Origin of the sequence: Polaribacter sp. R77954 (assembly GCF_044595335.1) — a bacterium.
Classification (GTDB): domain Bacteria; phylum Bacteroidota; class Bacteroidia; order Flavobacteriales; family Flavobacteriaceae; genus Polaribacter.
Genome location: NZ_CP138992.1, coordinates 1,606,724 through 1,629,452, shown reverse-complemented (window position 1 = coordinate 1,629,452; position 22,729 = coordinate 1,606,724). Strand labels below are relative to the sequence as shown.

Genomic DNA, 22,729 nt, shown 5'->3' with positions numbered 1-22,729 from the left:
GTACATCATGAATAACCTTAGAAAAAAACAAATCACACTTAAATTTTTATACTTAATCGTATTTATTGGATTATATGCTTGTGATAAAGAGTCAGTAACTGAAGCAAAACAACCAACTCTAAAAGACTATTCAGTTGGTGAAAAATGGGTTTGGAAATACAAGGGAGTTACAGATAAAGGGGAAGTGCGTTCAGATGGCAAAGATGTAAGAAAAACAGTTAAAATGCCTTATGGTTTAGGGTTGACAATAGGAAATGATACAGTTCCAGTTTCAGATGTAGTAAAGCCTGATGAAAGTGAAACTCCAAGATATAAATGGCCTTTAAAAGTTGGTAAAAAGTGGAAATACGAAAAGAACTGGACAAGTCAAGACGGAACCACAGGAAAACAAAGTCAAGATGTAGAAGTTTTATCTTACAAAGAAGAAAAAGTAGGAGCAGGAACATATATGGCTTATACCATTGAGTATAAAGGAACAATATCCAATTCCAGAGGATATAGTGCCAGAACAGATGAAGGATGGCTGTATGCACCAAAAGTGAAAAATTTTATCAAGTTGACACAAACTCAAGATGACTTTGTATACAATGAAGAGTTAATTGAATATACAAACCCAAATACGAAACAATAAGATTTGTTTTCACTTTTTAAAATAAAACCAATGAAAAAATCAGTTCTAATATTATTTCTTATCGCAAATAGTATTACTTCATTTGGTCAAGAGATATCATTCAAAAAATTAAACTTATCAGATTCAGTTGCTATTGCGCAACAAATGAAACAGATAGCAGAATTTTGTGATACAGAAACCCTGTCTGAATTAGATGTGTTTAAGTTTCAATTAATAAGAGGTAATTATAAAGAGGCATTAATTACCATCAAAAACAGAATTCAAGAAACACCAGCAAATCAAAGACAGTATTTAGATGTATACAGGCATTATGTGGAAGCTAAGTTTTCTCAAAACTTTGAAGAGGCTTTTAAAAAATCATATAGAAAATATGTGAAGAATTCTGATGACATCCAAGTGATTAATTTAGATAAAGCCTTAATCATTAGAGACCCTACTGATTATTATGTGAGCAATTTTAAAAATACGTATAACAATATTAAATCAGAAAAAATATCACAAGAAACAGCTATAGATTTAGTAAAAAAATATTTTTTAAGTACCGTATTTTCATCAACGAGAGCAATTTATTTTGCAGCAATAAAACAAGATCATAAACGTAGGTATGCTATAAACGATAGTATTGTAATCCCTATGAAGGATGGTGCAGAGGTTTCAATAGTAGTTGTAAATCGAAAAGGAAAATCAACAACTAAAAAATCGGCGATACTAGTTTCATCTATATATGCAGGAACAAATGAAGTTAGTGCGATGTTATCTGCATCTAAAGGATATATTGGAGTTATTGCGAATACTAGAGGAAAAAGATGGAGTAAAAGTGATGTAAAACCACTTGAATACGAACATTCAGATGTATATGAAGTCATCGATTGGATTAGCAAACAGGCTTGGTCTAATCAAAAAGTAGCCATGTTTGGAGGTAGTTACAATGGTTTTACACAATGGGCTTCTATGAAGCATAAAGTGCATCCTGCATTAAAAACCATTGTGCCAATGGTGGCTATTGCCCCAGGAATTGATTATCCAATGGAAAATAATGTGTTGCATAATTATTCATACTCTTGGAATTTCTATGTAACCAATAATAAATTTTTAGATTTTGAAGCATCTAATGATTTTAATCGATGGAACTCTCTAAAAAATACCTGGTATAAAACTGGAGTTGCATTCACTAAATTAGACAGTTTAGATGGTCAAGTAAACAAATTATGGAATTCGTATATACAACATCCAAGTTATGATGAGTATTGGAAAAAAATGATTCCCTACAAAGATGAATTTGCTAAAATTGATATTCCCATTTTAACAATTACGGGTTATTATGATGACTCACAAAGAGGAGCCATGTATTATTTTAACGAGCATCACAAATACGTTAAAAATCCAAATCATTATCTATTAGTTGGTCCTTATGATCACTGGACTGCGCAAACTAAGCCAGAAGAAAGTCTAAGAAATTACAAACTAGACAAAGTTGCTTTACTGAATATTGAAGAAGGTATTCTGTATCAATGGTTTGATTATATTTTAAAAGGAAAAGAAAAACCTAGTATTTTGAAAGATAAAGTCAATTTTCAAGTCATGGGCACCAATACTTGGATGCATAAACCTAGTTTAAATGCTATGACAAATGACACTTTGCAGTTTCATTTAAGTTCAGAAAAAGGTAATGATTTTTATGCATTAAAACCAAAATTAAATAGTTCAGAGATTTCCATGTCTGTAGATTTTAAAGACAGAAAAACTATGAATAACACAGACTATTATCCATGGCCTCTAGAACGTGATCAAATTAATGTAAAAGATGGTTTAATTTTTAAATCTGAAACCTTAAAAGAAGATGTTATCATCAATGGTTCATTTTTAGGGAATCTTGAATTTTCAATCAATAAAAAAGATGTTGATTATTCCGTAATTCTTTATCAATTAACACCAGAAAATAAATACTTTCATTTAAGCTATTATATTGGTAGAGCGAGTTATGCTAAAGATAGAGAACAGAGAAATTTATTGATACCAAGTCAAAAGAATCAAGTATCTTTCAATAATTCGAAACTCATCAGTAAAAAATTAGAGAAAGGAAGCAGAATAGTTGTTGTGGTTAATGTCAACAAAAACAACAATGCTCAAATAAATTATGGTACTGGAAAGGATGTAAATAAAGAGAATATTAAAGATGCTGAAATTCCTTTGAACATCACTTTTACAGGAAATAGTTCTATTAGTTTACCTATTTGGAATTCCAAGACTGAATAAAGAATTATTCCTGTAATAAAAACAGAAGTCGTAATTTAAAAAAAAGGTTTAGGTGTAACAATTTTCAAATTCTGACTACTAATATAGTAAACAACTTACGTTATGACTGATTTAAATTTGATAGATAAATTCTTACTACTAGCATTAGATGATGAAAAAGGAAAATTTAATTCAGGCCCTTTTGCATTAACCTATGGGCCTTCTGGAGCAATATTTTTAGAACTTTCATTAAAAGAATGTATCTCTATAGTTAACAAAAAAGTAGTTGTAAATAACTTCAAAAGAATTGATGATGTTTTTCTTAACAAATATGTAGATCTAATCAAAAACTCAAACAGAGAACGTTCTCTAAAATATTGGATTCAAAAATTTGGAAACAAAGAGAGAGAAATTAAAAAAGAAACGTTAGATAAATTAATTAGAAAGGGAATTTTAGTAAAAAGAGAGCAGAAATTTTTATGGGTATTTAATAATGACAAATTCCCAACCGTAAATTCAAAACCAGAAAATACTTTACGAAAAAGATTATATGAAATCATAGAACTTCATAAAAAACCTACTCTAGAGGAACTAATGCTAGTAAGTCTAATAAATACTTGTAATATGGATAGAATTGTTTATGGAAAAGAACGTTACAAGAAGTGTAAAAAGAATATTAAAGCTATTATTTCTGATACTGAAAACAATATGTTAAGTACTACTATTAAAGAAATTCATACACAAATTACAGCCATGATTGTGGTTATGATTTCTGCATCAGTAGCAGCAACCACAGCAGCTAGTTAGTATTTAAAACTTAAATTATTTTACCGACAATAATAATCATCTAAAAAAATAAAAAACCAGTGTTTTTTAGTACTGATTTTTTTAAAAATAGTGTAAAGTATCATTGAATACTAGAAAAAACAAGACTTTTATCGATTTAATTGATAACTTTTTTAGTTACACCTATAATATTAACAGAACTTGTTTTTCCTTTTAAATTTACAGCATCAATATGCTTGAGTATAAAATCATCTTTATTACTTAAAGTAGTAATTACTATTTCTGAAACTAGTAAATCTACATTAAATTTTGAACATAAGTTTTGAATACGAGCTGTTGTGTTTAATACATCACCTGTAAAAAATATTTCTTTTTTTAGCGCTCCAATTTCTCCAACTGTTACTTCTCCTTTATGAATTGCCCCTTTAAACTTTGGAAATAAACCATATTCTTTAATGTATTTTGGCTTTTTTTCTAATAACCCTTTTTGCATTGAAAAAAAACAATTAATGCTATCTTGAACACTTTTATATCTGTTACTTTGCCACGAAATTACAATTTCATCACCTATGTATTGGTACACTTCTCCATTATGGTTTAAAATTGCAGAAGACAAATCATTGTAGTAGGATCTTAAAAATTTAAAGTATGCTATATTTCCAAGTTTTTCTGCTATAGCTGTAGAATCTTTCATATCTGTAAACATAAAAATTCTGTTTTCTACAATAGGCTTATGGTATTTACCAGTAAAAAAATTCAATAAAACATTTTGCCCTAAGTTATCTCTTACCTCTGCATACAACAAAGAAAGTAATAATGAAAAACCTAACTGAATACTTGCACTTATGTTGGTAATACTAAAAAAGAAAAGTTTATATCTTTCAAAAACTTCTTTACTAAATAAAGGTTTTTGCATTTCTATACTTGCTGCTAATTGGTAAAAAATAAACATTACTATGAGCAAAAAAAGAGTGTACATAACAAATTTACCAACCAACTTAGCTGGAAAACTTCTAGATGTAAAATATTTATTTAAATAACGTACTTCTAAAAACCCAACCAAACACCCAATAAAAAATACGCTTACACTAGCAAAAAGAAAAATTTTTGGTGTTAAAAAAAATCCTGTTGTAGGTATATTCTGAAACTCAAACTCAACAAGAGATGCATATTCTATCCATAAAAAAATCCAACCCAACACTAACCATATAATCCCAAAAGGGAGTATTTTAAAGAAATCTCTTTTTCTTTTTGGAGATAAAAATGGCATAGAGTTAGAATTGTTTATTACAAATGTAATAAAAGGATTGTTGTATTTTGTAGGTAGATATTTTCCTAATTCAAAATCTTAAGAAGATTGGCTTTATATAATTTACCAATGGGAATGATATGATCTTGAATATGTATTCGATTTCCATTAATCTTATTGATATATTGTATAGCAACAGCAAACGATTTATGCACTTGTATAAAACCATTTGTTGGTAATGATTCTAAAATATCAGATATTTTATCCCTAATCGTAATGGTTTCAGTTTTAGTAATAATTTTTGTGTAATTTCCAGAAGCTTCGATATACAAAATTGTATCGATTTCTAATTGAATATGAGATTTATTCTGACGAATAAAAATACGTTTTGGTAAAGTTTCACTTGCTTCAAGTATTGGTTTCTTTACCTTTTTATTTGAATCAACAACTTTATTAACGGCTTTTAAAAAGCGCTCAAAACGAAATGGTTCTAATAAATAATCGACAATATTTAATTCATAACCATCAATGACAAACTCACTATAAGCAGTAGTTACAATAACTTTTACAGGAAACAGTAGTATTTCTTTACCTATATGGAACTCTCTTTAAAAACTATAAAAACTCTACTTACTCATTAAAATAAAGTCCATATGTACTATTATTTCAGGTAATTACCACAGATGTCATAAAGATGTCATAAGTTTGGCGCTAGTGTCTATGGGTATTGTATTTAATTTTGTAAACGAAATATTTAATACAAACACATGAACAATTATTTTACAAGGATCCTTTTCTTTTTTATTACATATATTGGGTTTAGCCAAAGCTATCAATCTAAAATTGATGCTGTAGTTTCATCAACTTACAGTTCTAAAGAACCAGGAATTTCAGTTTTAGTAGCCAAAGATAGAAAAGCCATTTATAGTAAAGCTTTTGGAAAATCTAATTTAGAATTAAACACTCCTTTAGAAACTAATAGTGTCTTTCAAATTGGCTCTATAACAAAACAATTTACTGCGATTTCTATTTTAATGCTAGAAGAACAAGGTAAGTTAAGTGTTGAGGATAAAATTGGAAAATACATTCCTGAATATGCTGAAATTGGAAAAGACATTACCATTCATCATCTATTAAACCATACTTCGGGAATAAAAAACAGAACACCTGTTGGTGACAAGGGTTTTATTTCTAAAACTAATATGTCACCTACAGAACTTATTGCATATTTTAAAGATGAACCTTTAGAATTCAAACCAGGAGAGCGTTTTAAATACAGTAATGCAGGCTATATTTTACTAGGGCGAATTATTGAAATCGTTTCTGGACAACCTTACAGTGATTTTATAGAACAAAATATTTTTGATAAAATAGGAATGAAGAATTCATCCTGTGGAGATATGAAACAAGTTATTCCCAACCTTACTAAGGGTTATATCATTGAACAAAATGATTTTGTAAAATCAGATTATATAAATTTGTCTTTAGCGTATTCCGCAGGAGCTATTTTATCTACCACAGAGGACCTTTTAAAATGGCAAAATGCATTACTTTCAAACACACTTTTAAAAGCTTCTAGTATAAAACAAGCTATGACACCAACCTTATTAAACAGTGGAAAAAGAGTACCTTATGGATATGGTTTTCGATTTTCAAAACTGGGAAATTCTCCTGTAATTGCACACACAGGAAGCACGAAGGGGTTTACCGGTATTGCGCTGTTTTTACCTAAAGAGAAACTGTATATAACTGCATTAACCAACTGTAATTGTAAGAATGTAAATAACGTGGCGAAACAAGTTGCTGAATTATTTGTAAATCTACCCGATAATAAAATAACAGAGGTTGAGAATAATCAACCTGAGAGAAAATCAATTGATGTACCTTCAGAAATATTAAGTGACTATACAGGTACTTATGAGGTTAAACCAAATGTAAACCTTACTATAGGATTGGATAACACAAATCAATTATACTTATTAGCTCCAGGTCAAACTAAAAAGGTTGAATTATTTGCTGAAACTCAAAATCATTTTTTTGTAAAAATTGTAGATGCAGAAATCACGTTTAATACAAATGAAAAGGGGAATGTTATTAGTTTAACTATGAATCAATCTGGTCGTAAAATCACTGCTAAAAAGAATTAATATGGAAAATAACGAAAAAACTACTTTGCAACAGGCGATACATTTTGCAAAAGTACCTGTAATAATATCATTATTTCTATCACCAATAAGATATACTTTAGAATTGATAGGATTACCAGAGAATGCCATTTTTATAATTGGTTTACTTTGGCTTACCTTAGGATTTGCCATATATTTAGGTATTAAAACGTTTAACGAGAAAAAACCTTATCAAATCATTTTATTAAGTTTGATTATTTTTTCTCCAATTTCTAGAATTCCAGTAGCTATACTTTGGTGGATAGATACAAAGTGGGAAATTGGCACCCATTATGGACTGTATTATGATAGTTTTGGTGATGCCTTATTGAATCATGTAATTTATGGTTCATTAGTTCAGTTGATTCCTGCATTTTTGTTAGGCACAATAACGATAGCAATAATGAGATACAGATAAACAATCACTCAAAATAAATCTTTATAAAATGGATAAAAATTATTTAGCTTTAAGAGTAAAAGAATTAAGAAACCAAAGAGGAATGTCTCAAGAATTTCTGGCTGAAGAATCTGGATTGAGTTTAAGAACGATACAAAGAATAGAAAAGGGGGAATCTAACCCAACAGGTGAGTCGTTAAAACGTTTAGCTAATGCCTTAAATGTGATTCCAGATGAATTGATAGATTGGTCAGTAAAAGAAGATAAAAAATATTTAATATATCTCAATTTATCTGCGTTAACATTTCTGTTTTTTCCATTATTAGGAATTTTAATTCCATTTATACTTTGGACATCAAAAAAAGGTAAGATAAAAAACAGTGATAAGCTGGGTAAAGATTTAATCAATTTCGAAATCACGTGGACCTTACTGTTATTTTTTATCCCTCTAGTATTTTTCATCATATCAAAAATTGGACTCACAGACCAAATAACGTTAAGTACATTTTTTATAGTTATTGGCTTTTTGTATGTCGCCAATTTAATTTTAATATTGATCAACACACTTAGAATAAACAATGAAAAAGAGGTGATATATAGACCTCGATTTAAGTTTTTAAAATAAAAGGCAATGAATAATAGCGTTAATATTTTACAGCCATATAGTATCAACTCAAAAAATATAAAACTATGAAATACAAATGTCCGAAGTGTGATAATGCCACTTATGAAATTGGAGAAATGAGAGCCACAGGTGGTACGTTGTCGAAAATATTTGATGTACAAAATAAAAAATTTACGTCAGTGACTTGTAAAAAATGTACTTATACTGAATTCTTTAAAGCAAAAACAGGTGCTTTGAGTAATATTTTCGATTTTTTCACGAATTGAAATAGTTTTACTGAAGCACAAATTTTTTAAATGAATCTTAAAGATTATTTAAAAAGTTGATTAATATTTGTTTTATATAGCTTACCAATAGGTACAATGTGATCGCCAATAAAAATTCTATTACCTTCTACCCTAGCGATGTGTTTTTTTGCAACGGCAAATGATTTATGAACTTGCATGAAATCATTGTCAGAAAGCAATTGGATGGTATCCGATATTTTTTCTCGAATGCTTATGGTTTCATTGCTTGTAACAACTTTAGTATAATTACCAGAAGCTTCAATAAATAGAATATCGTCTACATCTACCTGAATATGACTATTATTTTGTTTTAAAAAGATATGTTGTCCTTTAGGCTTTACAACCTCTTTACTTTCTTTTCTTATTTTATTAGTGTCAGAAGATGTTACTTTATTAACAGCACTCAAAAATCGCTCAAAACGAAATGGTTTTAATAAATAATCTACAATGTTTAACTCATAACCATCAATGGCAAACTCACTATAAGCAGTAGTTACAATAACTTTTGGAGGATTTGTCAATGTCTTTAAAAAATCAAAACCTTTTAGTTTAGGCATATTTAAATCTAAAAAGATCAAATCAACTTGATGCGTGTTCAAATATTCCAAAGCTTCTAAAGCACTATAACAGTTTTTCTGCAATTGCATATGAGGAAGCATTTCACAATATTCCATAATAATTTTATGGGCAATATGTTCATCATCAATAATTAAATATTTCATCATGTCAAGGTTAAAGATAGTGTAACTTTATAAATAGTATTGTTAATGTCAAAAGAAAGTGAATGCCTTTTTGGGTAAACTAATTCTAATCTTCGTTTTAGATTTTTTAAACCAATGCCTTCTTGATTCTTTGTTTGTTGCAAATCAAAATTATTTTCAATGACTAATTGAACTTCATTATTGCTCTCTGTAAAATCAATATAAATGAATGCATCTTTTTCCAAATTTTCCAAACCGTGTTTAAATGCGTTTTCTAGTAGAATGATAAAAAGTAATGGCATCACTTTAGCATCAGGATTTTCGATAGTATGATTGAATTGTACATCCGATTTTTTGTGATAACGAATTTCCTGAAGCTCAATATAATTTTGTAAATAATCCAATTCGTTTTTAAGAGTTACCCAATCTTTTTCGCCTTCATAAATACTATAACGCATCATATCAGAAAGTTTAAGAACCATTTCTCTCTCTTTGGAATTCTTCTCCATCATTCCATATAAATTATTGAGTGTATTGAAGAAAAAGTGAGGATTTACCTGACTTTTTAAATGTAGTAGTTCTGTTTTTTCTTTTTCGTTCCTTAACTTAAATATGGATTTTATTTGTTTAAAAATCCAATAGGCAATCGTTATAAATACGATAATAAAGTAGAATGCAATAAATTCTGCAAATCCTTCTAATTTACCAAAGGTGTCATTAAATACAATAATAATGATACCTATAATTACAAGCGTTAATTTAAATAATCGCTTCATAATTTTCTTTCTATTTTCTGATATTTTCATCTTCATCCGTCAATATTACTTAAATAAAATTCCTCCAACAAATTAGTTGATAAACAATAGTTAAGTAGTGATAAATAGTTATTTAATAGTGATAAAGTTCGTTTATATCCTCTAAAAGTGTTTGTGTCACAGCTAGTTTGGAGTGTATCCCAGATTCTTTTTCTTAATAACAATAGTAGATAGGTTTGCGTATCGAATTAATTAAAAACACAAATACTATGGAACTTGTTATTGACAATCTATCAAAAACGTATGCTAATGGAGTTAAAGCACTTCAAAATATTTCTTTAGATATTCCTACTGGAATGTTTGGTTTATTAGGACCAAATGGAGCAGGAAAATCTACATTAATGAGAACCATTGCAACTTTACAAGAAGCAGATCAAGGTTCCATAAAATTAGGTGATATAGATGTTCTACAACAAAAAAATGAGTTAAGACAAGTTTTAGGGTATTTGCCTCAACAATTTGGCTTGTATCCAAAAATATCTGCAGAAGTATTACTAAATCATTTTGCAGTATTAAAAGGTGTCATCAATAAAAAGGAACGTCAAGAATTGGTAAAAGCACTTTTACATAAAACCAATTTATATGATGTCAGAAAACAAAATTTAAAAGGATTTTCTGGTGGAATGAAACAGCGTTTTGGAATTGCACAAGCTCTAGTAAACAACCCTAAACTATTAATTGTTGATGAGCCAACTGCAGGATTAGATCCTGTAGAAAGAAACCGTTTTTACAATTTATTAAGTGAGTTAGGTGAAAAAACAGTGGTTATTTTATCAACTCACATTGTAGATGATGTTAAGGAGTTGTGTACAAATATGGCAATTATCAATAAAGGGCAAGTTTGTTTAAAAGGAAAGCCTCTTGAGATTTTAGAAAGTTTAAAAGGTAAAGTGTATCAAAAAACAATCGAAAAATCAGAATTAAATCTATATAAAGAAAACTTTCAGGTGATAAGTGAACGATTATTTCTAGGAAAACCCACCATTCATATTGTAACTGATAATAATCCTGGTGATGGTTTTACAGCCATTAATGCAGAATTAGAGGATGTGTATTTCTCAGAAATTTTCAATGTTACGAACGCTAAATCTATATAATTATGTGGTATGAAATTTTCAAGTTCGAAATTCAATATCGAATTAAACGACCAGACACCTATGTGTTCTTCTTATTTATATTTCTGTTTTCAATTGTTGGTGTAGATTTTATTTTTCAAGGTTCAGAAATGGGGCTAATGAAAAGAAATTCACCCATAGTAATAGCGAAAACTATGGGAGCTATAACTGGTTTCTTTATGATTTTAGCCTCAATGATTATGGGAGTTTCTGTACTTAGAGATTTTGAGTACGAGATAGAGTCATTACTATTTTCTACACCTATCAAAAAAAGAGATTATTTAATGGGTCGGTTTTTAGGCGCATTTACTGTTTTACTGTTTGTATTTACAGGAATTATTTTGGGTATGATGTTGGGTGAATTTATGCCTTGGATTAGTCCAGATGAGCAATTGGCTTTTAATGCATTTGTTTACATAAAAACCTTTCTAATGGTAACGTTACCAACGTTGTTTTTTGGTGCAGCATTGTTTTTTGTAACAGGAGCTTTAACTAGAAATTTAATAGTTGTATATACTCAGGGTGTTATTTTGTTTGTAGTGTTTTTGTTAACCAAAGCAATTACCAATGATTTTTGGCAAGCTATTTTTGATCCATTTTCATTAACAACAACAAGCTATATTACAAAATCTTGGTCGGTCTTAGAAAAGAGCACTCAAGAACTTCCTTTTACTGGTGCATTGTTATATAATAAATTATTTTGGTTTTTTTTAGGAGTAATCGCATTAATCTATGGGTATAAAAAGTTCAATTTTAATCTGGTTAAAGAAAAGAAATTAAAGCGAAAGCAAATTCTAAAATTAAGAACTAAAAGTGCCAATGTAAACAGTGATATAGAAATCCCTAAAGCTAAAAAACAATATGGTTTGCAATCTAAATGGACACAATTAAAAGAGTTTTCATGGTTTTATTTTATTAGTATTTGTAAGCAGCCATCATTTTGGGGAATTGTTATTTGCGGAATGATTATCATCTTAGTGAATTCTGTAAATCTTGGAACTGTATATGGCGTTGATAGTTATCCTGCAACCTATTTTATAGTGGAGGAACTTCGGGAAACGTCTTATTTTTTCTTTATCATCATTCTTGTTTTTTATTCAGGAGAATTAGTATGGAAAGAAAGAGGTGCAAAGCTGAATTTAATTTATGATGCTACACCCATGTCAAGTTTTGTAAGATTAGCTGGAAAATTTATTGGATTAAACTTAATTTATATAGTATTAATTGTTGCTCTAATTAGTTCTGGGATAGTATTCCAAACGCTAAGTGGTTATTATAACTATGAATTCCAAGTCTATTTTAATGGATTCTTTTTAGAAATTTTACCAGTATTATCCATTTTTACTTGCTTAGCATTTTTTATTCAATCTTTAGTAAATAATAAGTTTGTAGGTATCATTTTGGTGATTGTATTTAGTATTGTTAATGTAGCTATTGCTGTATTAGGGTTTGATCATGATTTACATTTTTTTGGAGGAAGTTCCTTAGGCGCTTATTCAGATATGAATGGTTATGGGCATTTTTTACAACCCTATTTAATCATCAAATTGTATTGGTTTCTTTTCGGAATTCTATTGTTAATAATAGGGTCTTTAATTTCTGTTAGAGGAAATGAAACAAATTTATTAAAACGAATAAAAATTGCTAAGTATAAGTTCAGCAAACCACTTATAAAATTTACAGACATTATACTTTTTGCTTTTATTATTATTGGAGGGTTTATATTTTACAATACAAATATTTTAAATGAATATTGGAGCAATTCTGAAGCTACTGAATTCAGAGTAGCGTATGAAAAAGAATTGAAACAATTTGAATATATAGCGCAACCAAAAATAGTAGACGTAAACTTACGATTAGAGCTGTATCCTTCTAAACGAGATTACACAGTAGAAGGCTATTATATGTTAAAAAACACATCAGTTGAAAACATAAAATCCATTCATATTCAAAAACTTTTGGAAGAGAATGTTACTATAGACAGTATCTCTTTCGAAGGTGGTTTTACGAGGAATAATCAATATAAAAAGTTTGATTATTCAATTTTCAACCTGAAGAACGCTTTACAACCTGGTGATTCTGTAAAAATGTATTTTAAGCAAAGTTTTACAACCAAAGGTTTTGAGCAAGGAAATTCTAATAGCAATATTGTTTACAATGGTACATTTTTCAATAACGAACAGTTTCCAACATTGGGTTACAATAAAAAATATGAACTTCAAGATGAAGATGAACGAAGAGATCATAACTTATCAAAGAGATTTAAAAAAGCGAACATAGATGACCCTAAAGAATTAGTGAATGCGAGATCTGGTGGTGATTCTGATGGGATTCATTTTGAAATGATTATTGGTACATCCAAAGATCAAACAGCCTTGGTTCCTGGAGATTTATTGAGAAAATGGACAGATAATAATCGTAATTATTTTCATTATAAAACAACTACACCAATTATTAATTTTTACGCCATAGTTTCTGCAGATTATGAAATTAAAAAAGACAAATGGATGACAAACAATAAGGTGATTACTGAGCCTGTTGACCTTGAAATTTATTATCAAAAAGGACATGAGTATAACATTGATAAAATGATGAGGTCTATGAAAGCTTCATTAGATTATTATAGTACAAATTTCAGTCCTTATCAATACCAACAACTACGTATTATGGAGTTTCCACGGTATGCAACTTTTGCACAATCTTTTCCTGGAACGATTCCGTTTTCAGAATCTATTGGGTTTGTGTTAGATATAGATGACGAAAAAGACGTTGATATGGCTTTTTATGTAACTGCGCATGAAGTAGCTCATCAATGGTTTGGAATGCAAGTGGAAGCTGCTAATGTGCAAGGACAATTGATGGTATTAGAAACCTTATCACAATATGCAGCAATAATGGTTTTAAAGCAACAGTATTCAGAAGAAAAAGTGCAACAGTTTTTAGCGCTTCAAATGGATAAATATAAAGAAGGTTTACAAAAAGAAAGTAAAGAAGAACCCTCTCTTGCTCTGGTAGAAAATCAAGATTATGTCTATTATGCAAAAGGAGCAATCAATATGTACGAACTTCAAAAAAGGATAGGAGAGGAGAATGTCAATAAAGCACTTAAACGCTTTCTAGAAGATTGGAATACAATAAATGGAAAACTAAAAATGCAGACTGATCGATATGCAACAACTCAAGCCTTACTTGGGTACTTCAGAGAGGTTACACCAGTTTCTCAGCAGCATATAGTTACTGATTTATTTGAAAAAGTTAAACCTTTAGAACTGGATTTGTAAAAACCATTTATACTATTGAGGTTATTCCAAAAACAGAATAACCTCAATAATTTCAGTCAAATTAAAAACAATTGAATATGGAATGCTCAGTTTGCTCAAATGAAATAAGAGAAAAATATTGCTCAAATTGTGGTCAATACTTTAAAGATAGTAGAGTTACCAGTATCACAATTTTATGGGGTTTATTTGAAAGTTTTTTTTCATTAGAAAAGTCTATTTTTATGAATATAAAAATTGCACTGACCAATCCCAAAACAATAGTTTCCAACTATTGGAACGGATTTAGAAAATATTATTTTACACCTTTTCAATTCTTTACAATAGCCTCTTTATCGCTATTAATAAATTACTTTTTTTTTAATAATTTTTTGGGGCTGTCATTAACAGTTAATATTTCTTCACATCTTGCTATTTTAGCTTTGAATATTGTATTGCTAACACTTTTTAGTGCTTTAGTTTACATAAAGTTCAAGAAAAATATTTTTGAGCATTTAATTTTAAATATTTACAATGTAAGTTTATGGACAATTCTATTTGTTCCCATTTCAATTGTTTTGAGTTTAGTATTTGAGAATACTGATATGGCAAGATTTTTCTTTATTCCATTTCATTTATTGATTTTAATATGGAACTCTAAAGTATTTGAATTGAGTAGATTAAAGCGTTTTCTTTTTGTAGTTTTAAATTTAAGTTTGTTTTATGGAACCTTACTTGTTTTAATATATTATAGTAACCTATAATTTGAATCATATAAGTTATATGAGTTCTTGTTCTTTTAAAGATTTTTTTAAACGGTTATGATTTTCCCAAAATCTATCTTTTATCTTTTGAAAAACTTCATCATATTTAGGGTGAGTAGAAAGAGATTTAACTAATGGATCTTCTTCAAGAAACAATAAAATCCAATATTGGAAACCATCTTGTAAACTAAATTTATCGTAAGCATCTATAGCTTTATCAGGTTTACTTTCATAAAGATAAAGCATAGCTAAACTTGCCTCTCTGTAAATTGACTCATCTTTTTCTAAGTAGTCTTTATATTTATTAAAGTATTTTTCAGCTTTATCAGAAAATCCTAATTTTTTATAGGTGTAGGCAATTTTTATGTTCTCTGCAGGATACAGGTCTATTTTATTAGTAGAAAGTATGTTAATATATTTCTCGTAATAAACCAATGCATTTTCATAATCCTCCTGAAAATAATACGTTTTGGCTAATTCTTGAGTGATATCTGCGCGAGTTGTATCTTTTCGCCACTCAATAAGCATTTTTTTTCTCAAGGAATTTAAATCTTTGTGATTAGCATAATCTATAAAATTTTTTAAGTAAGAAGAATATTGATTTTCAGGATTATATTTTAAAGATTCTTCAATGTATTTTAAAGCTTCTTTAGCAAACCCATTTTGCACTAATGCATTACTCAGGTTTAGATAGATAAAGCTTTTAGAAATACTATCGTTAGCTTCTACATTCAATTTTATTCCTTTTAATGCATACGTAAGATACTTATTTGTATCTGGAACAACTCTAGCATAGATATCAGATAAAATTAGTACCACAGAAGAAGCATTTGGGTTGTAATCTAGTGCTTTTTCAAGGTAAGGTATTGCTAACCTAAATTCGTTTGCATTTATATAATATAGCGCTTTTGCAATCAGAGACAATTCAGAGGTAGAGTCATACAACAAGGAATTGTCTGCATATTCATTTAATTTGTCTAAATATTTCTTTTCAATTTTATTGACATCTAAGTAATAGTAACAAATTGCAATCTGAGCATGAGCATTTGCGTATTTTGAATCTTCTTCTATCGCTTTTTCAAAATTCAGTATGGCCTTATTTAATCCTGCTTCACTTCGCTCATTTTGATTTTCTAATCCTTTTAAATAATAATCATAAGCCAATATATTTTCTGTTGGTTTTTTATTTATTTGTTGCAATTCTGCTGGAGTTACTTTTGCTTTTATAGCTTCTGCAATTTTTTTGGCAACTGTATTTTGTAACGAAAATACATCTACCACTTTATTGTTGTATTGTTGTGTCCAAATAGGTGTGTCTTTAGACGCATCAATTAATTGGATATTTAATAATACTTGATTGTCAATACGTTGTCCACTTCCTTCTAATAAATATCCAACATTTAATTCCTCAGCAATTTCTTTTACGGTTTTATTCGTATTTCTGTATTTTTCTACTGATGTTCTACTAATTACTCTTAAATCTTCTATCTTTTGCAAATTATTAAGCGCAGATTCCATAAGGCCATTTACAAAATACAAATTTGTAGAATCAGAACTCATATTTTTAAAAGGCAAAACAGCTATAGATTTTTTAAGATCTTTAACCTTTAAAACATTGTCAGAAGATTGATTTTGATAAAAAACAAATACCCCAACTACAATAATAAAGACAGTTGCTAAAAAGAACTGTAATTTATATTTACTTAAAAAACTTATTTCGCTATTTTTAATCTCATTTATAACTTCAATATGCTCAAGTTCTATTTCTGGGTTTTCAATTTCTGGTTCTTCAATTTTTGGTTCTTCAATAATTTCTTTTCTGGATTCTCCAGGAGAAAAACCATAATGTTCTCTAAAACATTTTGTAAAATAAGAATTGTTACTAAAGCCAACTTGATAAGAAATTTCAGAAACAGTGAGTTCTGTTTCTTTTAATAATTTCATTCCTTTTTCAAGGCGTATTTGACGAATAAATTGGCTTGCACTGAGTTCAGTCTGCTTTTTTATTTTTCTAAGCAAGTTTGAACGACTCATACTCATCAAATTTGCCAATTCAGAAACTCCAAATTGTTCATTAGAGATATTCTCTAAAATAAACGATTCAGCTTGTTCAATAAATTTTCCTTTGTAAGAGCTATTAGACATATTGTTTGTGCTACATCAAATGTATCAATTTTTATTTTAAAACAAAATGGATATATTTTAAAAATCTGCATTAAAAAAAGCCCTTTGCGTCATAATTTATATTGCTGCGTCATAATTTTTAACCTGTCATCAAACTTTATACTCAAGGCTACATAAGGGTTATCAGCAAGCTTTGTTCTTGTTGCATCTTTGTATCAACAAAAATAAAGTTATTAATCATTACAAATTTAAATTATGAAAACACTTCAAATTATTTTAATCAGAATAACGCTACAAATAGTATTCTTAACACTGTTGTTAACTTCTTGTGCACAATCTGATAAAAAAGCAAACTCATCAAAAAATACTGAAACAACAAAAAGTGTAAGCAAACCAAGTATAGATATTCATGCTGCTGTACTTACAGGAAATCTAGAAGCAGTAAAACAACATATTACATCTGGAACTGATATCAACCAAAAAGAAGCAATGTCTGGTTCTACGCCTTTAATGTCTGCTGCTACATTTAACAAACCCGAAATCGCAAAAGCTTTGATTAATGCTAACGCAGATTTAACGATAAAAAATAATGATGGAGGCACAGCTTTGCATACTGCAGCATTTTTTGGACGAATTGAAATTGTACAACTATTAATTGATGCCAAAACAGATAAAACTGTTCGTAATAATTTTGGAGCTACACCTAGAGAAATCGTGATGACAGATTTTGCTCAAATGAAACCTATTTACGAAATGCTAATTCAGCAATTAAAACCAATGGGTTTTACATTAGATCTTGATGAATTGCAAAAAGCACGTCCTATTGTAGCCATGATGTTACAATAAACCCAATATAAGATGACAACACAAAGAAGATATGATATTGATTGGCTTAGAGTAATAGCCATAGGTTTATTATTAATTTACCACATAGCCATCATTTTTCAACCTTGGGCATTATTTATAGGTTTTATAAAAAGTGAAGAAGCTTTAGAAGGACTTTGGAAACCAATGACGATGTTAAATGTTTGGAGAATTCCGCTGTTATTTTTTGTATCAGGAATGGGACTATATTTTGCAATGAAAAAAAGAAATTGGAAACAATTGTTACTAGAAAGAGGTAAAAGAATTCTATTGCCTTTTGTTTTCGGTTATTTTGCGATTACGCCTTTGCATATGTATATTTTTCAGGAGCACTATAATATGCTTTTAAGCTACTTTGCAGACAGTGGACATTTGTGGTTCTTAGGTAACATTTTTGTATATGTGTGTTTGTTATCACCCTTATTTTTCTATTTAAAGAAAAATGATAGTGGAAAATTTAAGAAAGTAATTTCTAAAATGATGAGTTATGCAATGGGTCCAATTTCTATTTCTATTTTCTTTATGTTAGAAGTAGGTTTGGTAAAACCTCAATTATTTGAAATGTATGCACAAAATTGGCATGGGTTTTTTATAGGGTTTCTAGCATTCTTTTTTGGATATCTTTTCGTGTTTACAGGAAGTTCGTTCTGGAAAACAGTGTCAAAATGGAAATGGTTATATATTGGTTTAGCTACTATTCTTTTCATAATTCGTTTTACAGGATTTGAGTCAATATCAAATATGTACCTTACTTCTTTAGAATCTATTTCTTGGATACTAGGTGTTTTTGGTATCGGATATTGTTACCTAAATAAACCAAGTGCATTATTAAGCTATTTGAGTACAGCTGTTTATCCTGTGTATATCATTCACATGTTTGTCTTATATGCAGGTGCATTACTAATTCTGCCTTTAAAGCTGCATCCTATGTTACAATTTATCGGAATTACAATCTTTACTTTTATAGTTTGTTTTCTAATCTATGAGTTCATCCTGAAAAGAGTTGCATTTTTAAGACCCTTATTTGGATTAAAATGGAATTTTAAAAAAGTGGTAAAGCAAGAGTCGAAAATATCGAATGTTAAACCTGAAACTTTATAATCCAATTTAATTTAGAACCTATGACAAAATTATTTAGAAGAAACAGACTAAAAATGCTCACGAATAACAAATTTGGAGCTTACTTAGCCTATGCAGCTGGAGAAATTATTTTGGTTATTGTAGGAATTCTTATTGCCTTGGCAATTAACGAAAATACAAACAGTAAAAAGAAATTAGAGTTACGTAATTCATATATTATTCAGCTACATGATGAAGCAGATCGTAATTTAAAAAAATTAACTATTCTAGATAATGAAGCGAATCTAATGCTAAAAGAGTTAGACACAGTCTTTAAAATTTTATTATTTAAAGATTATGATAACCCTAGATTATCTACAAAATCATTCTATTTAATTATGTCCAAAAAGTTTTATCCAGTAATGATAACCTATGAGAATTTAAAATTTTCTGGTGATTTAAATTTATTTGACAATTTAAACTTACGAAATGCCATCTCTGAAACATACGAAACATTTAATCCTATAGAAAAACTTGAATCTTCAGAACAACAGGCAATTGAGGCTTATTATGAGAATTTTTTGATGAGAAACGTTAAATTTAGAAATATGGGGATTTCTTCAGACTCTTACGAAAAAGACATTTATTTTGAAAATATGGTTTTAACCAGAATGACTACGCTTGCACAAAATAGAGAAGCTTATACCAAGGCAATTGAATCATTAAAAAAATTGAAAGACACATTTGCTCAATTACAAAATTTAAATTAAAGATGTTGATTATAGATTGATTAATGATTTTAATTTTGAGTTATGTTTGTCATGCATTAAAACCATAACAGTCTAAAAAACAATCATAATTATGAAACCAAAAAAAACAAAAAAGATGCTTAAAGTACTATTTATTCTTGCCAGCTTATTTTCGTTAACCTTTGTGCCTTGGACTTTAGTAAAAGCTTGGGGAAAACCTCTTCCTGATACAATTCAAGAACAGTTAGACGAAGCTCTTAATTATGATTTTGAAGGAATGATTGTTTACATTGATAAAGCAGGTCAAAACCCTCAAAGTTTTGCTTCAGGTTGGCATAATCGAGAATCTAAAATTCCTGCAAAAACGGATGCTTTATATAAAATTGCTAGTATTAGCAAATTGTATGATGCAGTTGCTGTTACTAAATTGGTAAGTCAGGGACGTCTTTCTTTGGATAAAACTTTAGCTGATTACTTACCAGAACTTACAGGAGAAATCGAGAATGCAGATAAAATTACGTTAAGATTGATGATTCAGCATAAAAGTGGTATTCCCAATTTTACAGACACTCCAAAATTTTGGGAGAATCCAATAAGAACTTACGAAGAAAATCTTGCTTTAATAAAAGGTAAACCTGCCAATTTTGAACCTGGTGAAGACTACGAATATTGTAATACAAATTATTTATTGATCAATAAAATAATGGATAACGAATTAGGTTTTAACAATTTTCAATTCATTAAAAAAGAAATTTTGAATCCTTTAAGTCTTAAAAATACGTTTAGTTCTCTCAAAGAAGTGAATTTAGATCGTGTGATGAGTGGATACCATATTGGATACGCTCATGATATAAAAACAAACGATTATGGAATGCATGCCACAGCAGAAGATGTGGGTGTTTTTCTTAGAGCCTTAAATAATGGGTCTTTATTTGATGAAGGTGAGCAAGAAATCTATTCCTCTATTTATGAATACGAACATTCTGGTTGGGTTCCTGGTTATCAAAGTTTCGCAAAATATTATAAAGATATTGATGCTGTAATTGTAACATTCTATAATACCACTGACCCTAAACTCTATAATTGGAACTTATCAGAAATTATCAATAAAAGAATTTATAAAATAGTAAAAAAGCAAAAATAGAATGACAGTATTAGTTGCAGGCGCAAGCGGAGCCACTGGTAGTAAGTTGGTTGAACAACTTGTACAAAAAGATTATAGGGTTAGAGTGATGGTAAGATCACCAGAAAAATTGCCAAACTCTTGGAAAAACAACGTAAATATTCAAATAATATCTGCAAGTATTTTAGAATTAAGTGATGAAGAATTAAAAAATTACACTCAAAATTGTGATGCTGTTGTCTCTTGTTTGGGACATAATTTAACATGGAAAGGAGTTTATGGACAACCTCGTAAACTGGTTACAGAAGCAACTCAAAGATTATGTAATGCAATTAAGAAAAATAATTCAAAACAGTCCGTAAAATTTATATTAATGAATACAACAGGAAATCGTAATCGAGATATAAATGAACCGATTTCATTTGCTCAAAAATTAGTAATTGGATTGCTGCGTTTAATATTACCTCCTCATGTAGATAATGAAAAAGCCGCAGATTATTTACGAACTCAAATTGGGCAAAATAACAAATCCATAGAATGGGTAGCTGTTAGACCAGATAATTTAATTAATGAAGATAAAGTATCTGAATATGAAATTTATCCTTCGCCAATTAGAAGTGCTATTTTCAATTCAGGACAAACAAGTAGAATAAATGTTGGGCATTTTATGGCAAGTTTAGTGAGTAATGATACATTTTGGAATAACTGGAGAGGACAAATGCCAGTAATTTATAATACATCATCGCTCACAAAATAAAAAAATGGTTAAGAATAGTTGAATTGAAAAACGAAACAAATTGATGTCGAATAGATTTATTGATCATTCTCAAAACCTTTAAATATGAAAACAGAAATTCAAGAAAGATCCATAGAAAGAAAAAAAACTTGGAAAACAATATTTTTATTTCTAGCAACCGTTATTCTTCTTACTTCACCTTTTCATTATGCCATAGTTAATTTATATCCATCACGAATATATGTTGGAGCAATAATGTGGTGTCCTGCAATTGCTGCATTTATTACCTTAAAAATAAAAGGTCGTAAGGTTTCTTCGCTTCATTGGAATTGGGGAAATTGGAAATATATTAGATGGTCTTATTTCATTCCAGCTTTATATAGCATCATCACCTATATATTTATATGGATTTTCGGTTTTGGAAATTTAGCCAATAGCGAAGCAATTACAGAATGGGGAAAAGAACTTGGCTTATTTGGCATAGGCACTTTAAACCCAACATCAATAACTATAATAGCTATTATGTTGTTAGCAACTATAGAGGTTATTAGAGCCTCTGCAACAACATTAGGGGAAGAAATTGGCTGGCGAGGATTTTTTATCTATGAATTAAGAAAGGTTCTTTCATTTACTGGTGTATCAATTTTTAGCGGATTAATATGGTCTTTTTGGCATTGGCCATTGCTAGTTTACTATAGTAACAATGTTTTATTAGAATTTACAACCTTCACTATCGTAATTGTTTCTATGTCATTTATTATGACATACTTTACTTTTAAATCGAAAAGCTTATGGCCAGCTGTAGTTTTTCATGCTGTGAGCAATGTATATATTCAGAAAATATTACCTCCGTTAACAACAGAAATTGAAGGAACCCAACATTGGCTTGGTGAAAACGGAATTATGTTTGCAATTGTTACCTGCATTTTTGGAATTTACTTTTGGAAAAAAGGATTGAAGGAACAATTATAAATCAACTTACCTCTTAGGTTTTACGGCTTGGTGATTTTAATTTTCCAAAGTATTAATCTGTAAAAAAACAAATAT

General features: G+C 29.2%; 21 protein-coding genes. 16 read left to right on the top strand and 5 right to left on the bottom strand.

The window, feature by feature from the left end; all coding sequences use genetic code 11:
• Positions 1–7 precede the first annotated feature (7 nt).
• The 3 genes from SJY27_RS07075 to SJY27_RS07065 all read left to right on the top strand — a co-directional run bounded on the left by SJY27_RS07075 (position 8) and on the right by SJY27_RS07065 (position 3,673).
• Positions 8–631, top strand: a complete 624-nt coding sequence (locus SJY27_RS07075; protein WP_397447560.1) for a hypothetical protein — start codon at positions 8–10, stop codon at positions 629–631.
• A gap of 30 nt (positions 632–661) precedes the next feature.
• A complete protein-coding gene (locus tag SJY27_RS07070; protein WP_397447559.1) occupies positions 662–2,887 on the top strand; it encodes a CocE/NonD family hydrolase in 2,226 nt (741 codons plus the stop codon).
• Between the two features lie 102 nt (positions 2,888–2,989).
• Positions 2,990–3,673, top strand: a complete 684-nt coding sequence (locus tag SJY27_RS07065) for a GPP34 family phosphoprotein (RefSeq protein WP_397447558.1) — start codon at positions 2,990–2,992, stop codon at positions 3,671–3,673.
• A 136-nt stretch (positions 3,674–3,809) separates the two neighbouring features.
• On the opposite strand, the gene SJY27_RS07060 is transcribed toward SJY27_RS07065, so the two are convergent.
• Together SJY27_RS07060 and SJY27_RS07055 are read right to left on the bottom strand one after the other, a co-directional pair.
• Complete coding sequence (locus SJY27_RS07060) at positions 3,810–4,922, bottom strand: adenylate/guanylate cyclase domain-containing protein (RefSeq protein ID WP_397447557.1); 1,113 nt, start codon at positions 4,920–4,922, stop codon at positions 3,810–3,812.
• Positions 4,923–4,987: 65 nt separating this feature from the next.
• Positions 4,988–5,245: a LytTR family transcriptional regulator DNA-binding domain-containing protein gene (locus SJY27_RS07055; RefSeq protein WP_397447906.1), complete on the bottom strand. Its 258-nt coding sequence runs from the start codon at positions 5,243–5,245 to the stop codon at positions 4,988–4,990.
• A gap of 423 nt (positions 5,246–5,668) precedes the next feature.
• Between SJY27_RS07055 and SJY27_RS07050 the strand changes: the two genes are divergently transcribed.
• The 4 genes from SJY27_RS07050 to SJY27_RS07035 all read left to right on the top strand — a co-directional run bounded on the left by SJY27_RS07050 (position 5,669) and on the right by SJY27_RS07035 (position 8,354).
• The gene (locus SJY27_RS07050) at positions 5,669–7,048 is read left to right on the top strand and encodes a serine hydrolase (protein ID WP_397447556.1); all 1,380 of its coding nucleotides are present in this window, start codon (positions 5,669–5,671) and stop codon (positions 7,046–7,048) included.
• A 1-nt stretch (position 7,049) separates the two neighbouring features.
• A complete protein-coding gene (locus SJY27_RS07045) occupies positions 7,050–7,484 on the top strand; it encodes a hypothetical protein (RefSeq protein WP_397447555.1) in 435 nt (144 codons plus the stop codon).
• A 28-nt stretch (positions 7,485–7,512) separates the two neighbouring features.
• The gene (locus tag SJY27_RS07040; RefSeq protein WP_397447554.1) at positions 7,513–8,088 is read left to right on the top strand and encodes a helix-turn-helix domain-containing protein; all 576 of its coding nucleotides are present in this window, start codon (positions 7,513–7,515) and stop codon (positions 8,086–8,088) included.
• A gap of 65 nt (positions 8,089–8,153) precedes the next feature.
• Positions 8,154–8,354 (top strand): zinc ribbon domain-containing protein, encoded by a 201-nt coding sequence (locus tag SJY27_RS07035; RefSeq protein ID WP_223445429.1) that lies wholly within the window; start codon positions 8,154–8,156, stop codon positions 8,352–8,354.
• A 44-nt stretch (positions 8,355–8,398) separates the two neighbouring features.
• Here the strand turns inward: SJY27_RS07035 and SJY27_RS07030 are convergent, their stop codons facing one another.
• The gene (locus SJY27_RS07030) at positions 8,399–9,097 is read right to left on the bottom strand and encodes a LytR/AlgR family response regulator transcription factor (RefSeq protein WP_397447553.1); all 699 of its coding nucleotides are present in this window, start codon (positions 9,095–9,097) and stop codon (positions 8,399–8,401) included.
• Positions 9,097–9,882 carry a sensor histidine kinase gene (locus SJY27_RS07025; RefSeq protein ID WP_397447552.1) on the bottom strand — a complete coding sequence of 262 codons (786 nt, stop codon included), beginning with the start codon at positions 9,880–9,882 and terminating at the stop codon, positions 9,097–9,099. Before SJY27_RS07025 ends, SJY27_RS07030 begins: the two co-directional genes overlap by 1 nt.
• Positions 9,883–10,100: 218 nt before the next feature.
• On the opposite strand from SJY27_RS07025, the gene SJY27_RS07020 reads away from it, so the two are divergent.
• From SJY27_RS07020 to SJY27_RS07010, 3 genes are all read left to right on the top strand, one after another.
• The gene (locus tag SJY27_RS07020) at positions 10,101–10,988 is read left to right on the top strand and encodes an ABC transporter ATP-binding protein (RefSeq protein ID WP_397447551.1); all 888 of its coding nucleotides are present in this window, start codon (positions 10,101–10,103) and stop codon (positions 10,986–10,988) included.
• Positions 10,989–10,990: 2 nt separating this feature from the next.
• Positions 10,991–14,287, top strand: coding sequence for a M1 family aminopeptidase (locus SJY27_RS07015; protein WP_397447550.1), 3,297 nt, complete (start codon positions 10,991–10,993; stop codon positions 14,285–14,287).
• A gap of 221 nt (positions 14,288–14,508) precedes the next feature.
• The gene (locus SJY27_RS07010) at positions 14,509–15,027 is read left to right on the top strand and encodes a hypothetical protein (protein WP_397447549.1); all 519 of its coding nucleotides are present in this window, start codon (positions 14,509–14,511) and stop codon (positions 15,025–15,027) included.
• Positions 15,028–15,042: 15 nt separating this feature from the next.
• On the opposite strand, the gene SJY27_RS07005 is transcribed toward SJY27_RS07010, so the two are convergent.
• On the bottom strand, positions 15,043–17,172 hold the full coding sequence (locus SJY27_RS07005; RefSeq protein WP_397447548.1) for a helix-turn-helix domain-containing protein: 2,130 nt from the start codon (positions 17,170–17,172) through the stop codon (positions 15,043–15,045).
• 234 nt (positions 17,173–17,406) lie between these two features.
• Between SJY27_RS07005 and SJY27_RS07000 the strand changes: the two genes are divergently transcribed.
• The 6 genes from SJY27_RS07000 (at position 17,407) to SJY27_RS06975 (ending at position 22,654) form a co-directional block, all read left to right on the top strand.
• The gene (locus SJY27_RS07000) at positions 17,407–17,997 is read left to right on the top strand and encodes an ankyrin repeat domain-containing protein (RefSeq protein WP_397447547.1); all 591 of its coding nucleotides are present in this window, start codon (positions 17,407–17,409) and stop codon (positions 17,995–17,997) included.
• 12 nt (positions 17,998–18,009) lie between these two features.
• Positions 18,010–19,116 (top strand): acyltransferase family protein, encoded by a 1,107-nt coding sequence (locus SJY27_RS06995; RefSeq protein WP_397447546.1) that lies wholly within the window; start codon positions 18,010–18,012, stop codon positions 19,114–19,116.
• A 20-nt stretch (positions 19,117–19,136) separates the two neighbouring features.
• Entirely contained in the window at positions 19,137–19,844 is a 708-nt protein-coding gene (locus tag SJY27_RS06990; protein ID WP_397447545.1) for a hypothetical protein, read from the top strand.
• A 91-nt stretch (positions 19,845–19,935) separates the two neighbouring features.
• Entirely contained in the window at positions 19,936–20,967 is a 1,032-nt protein-coding gene (locus SJY27_RS06985; protein WP_397447544.1) for a serine hydrolase domain-containing protein, read from the top strand.
• Between the two features lies 1 nt (position 20,968).
• Positions 20,969–21,703 (top strand): NAD(P)-dependent oxidoreductase, encoded by a 735-nt coding sequence (locus tag SJY27_RS06980; protein ID WP_397447543.1) that lies wholly within the window; start codon positions 20,969–20,971, stop codon positions 21,701–21,703.
• Between the two features lie 84 nt (positions 21,704–21,787).
• Positions 21,788–22,654 carry a CPBP family intramembrane glutamic endopeptidase gene (locus tag SJY27_RS06975; RefSeq protein WP_397447542.1) on the top strand — a complete coding sequence of 289 codons (867 nt, stop codon included), beginning with the start codon at positions 21,788–21,790 and terminating at the stop codon, positions 22,652–22,654.
• The last annotated feature ends 75 nt before the right edge of the window (positions 22,655–22,729 follow it).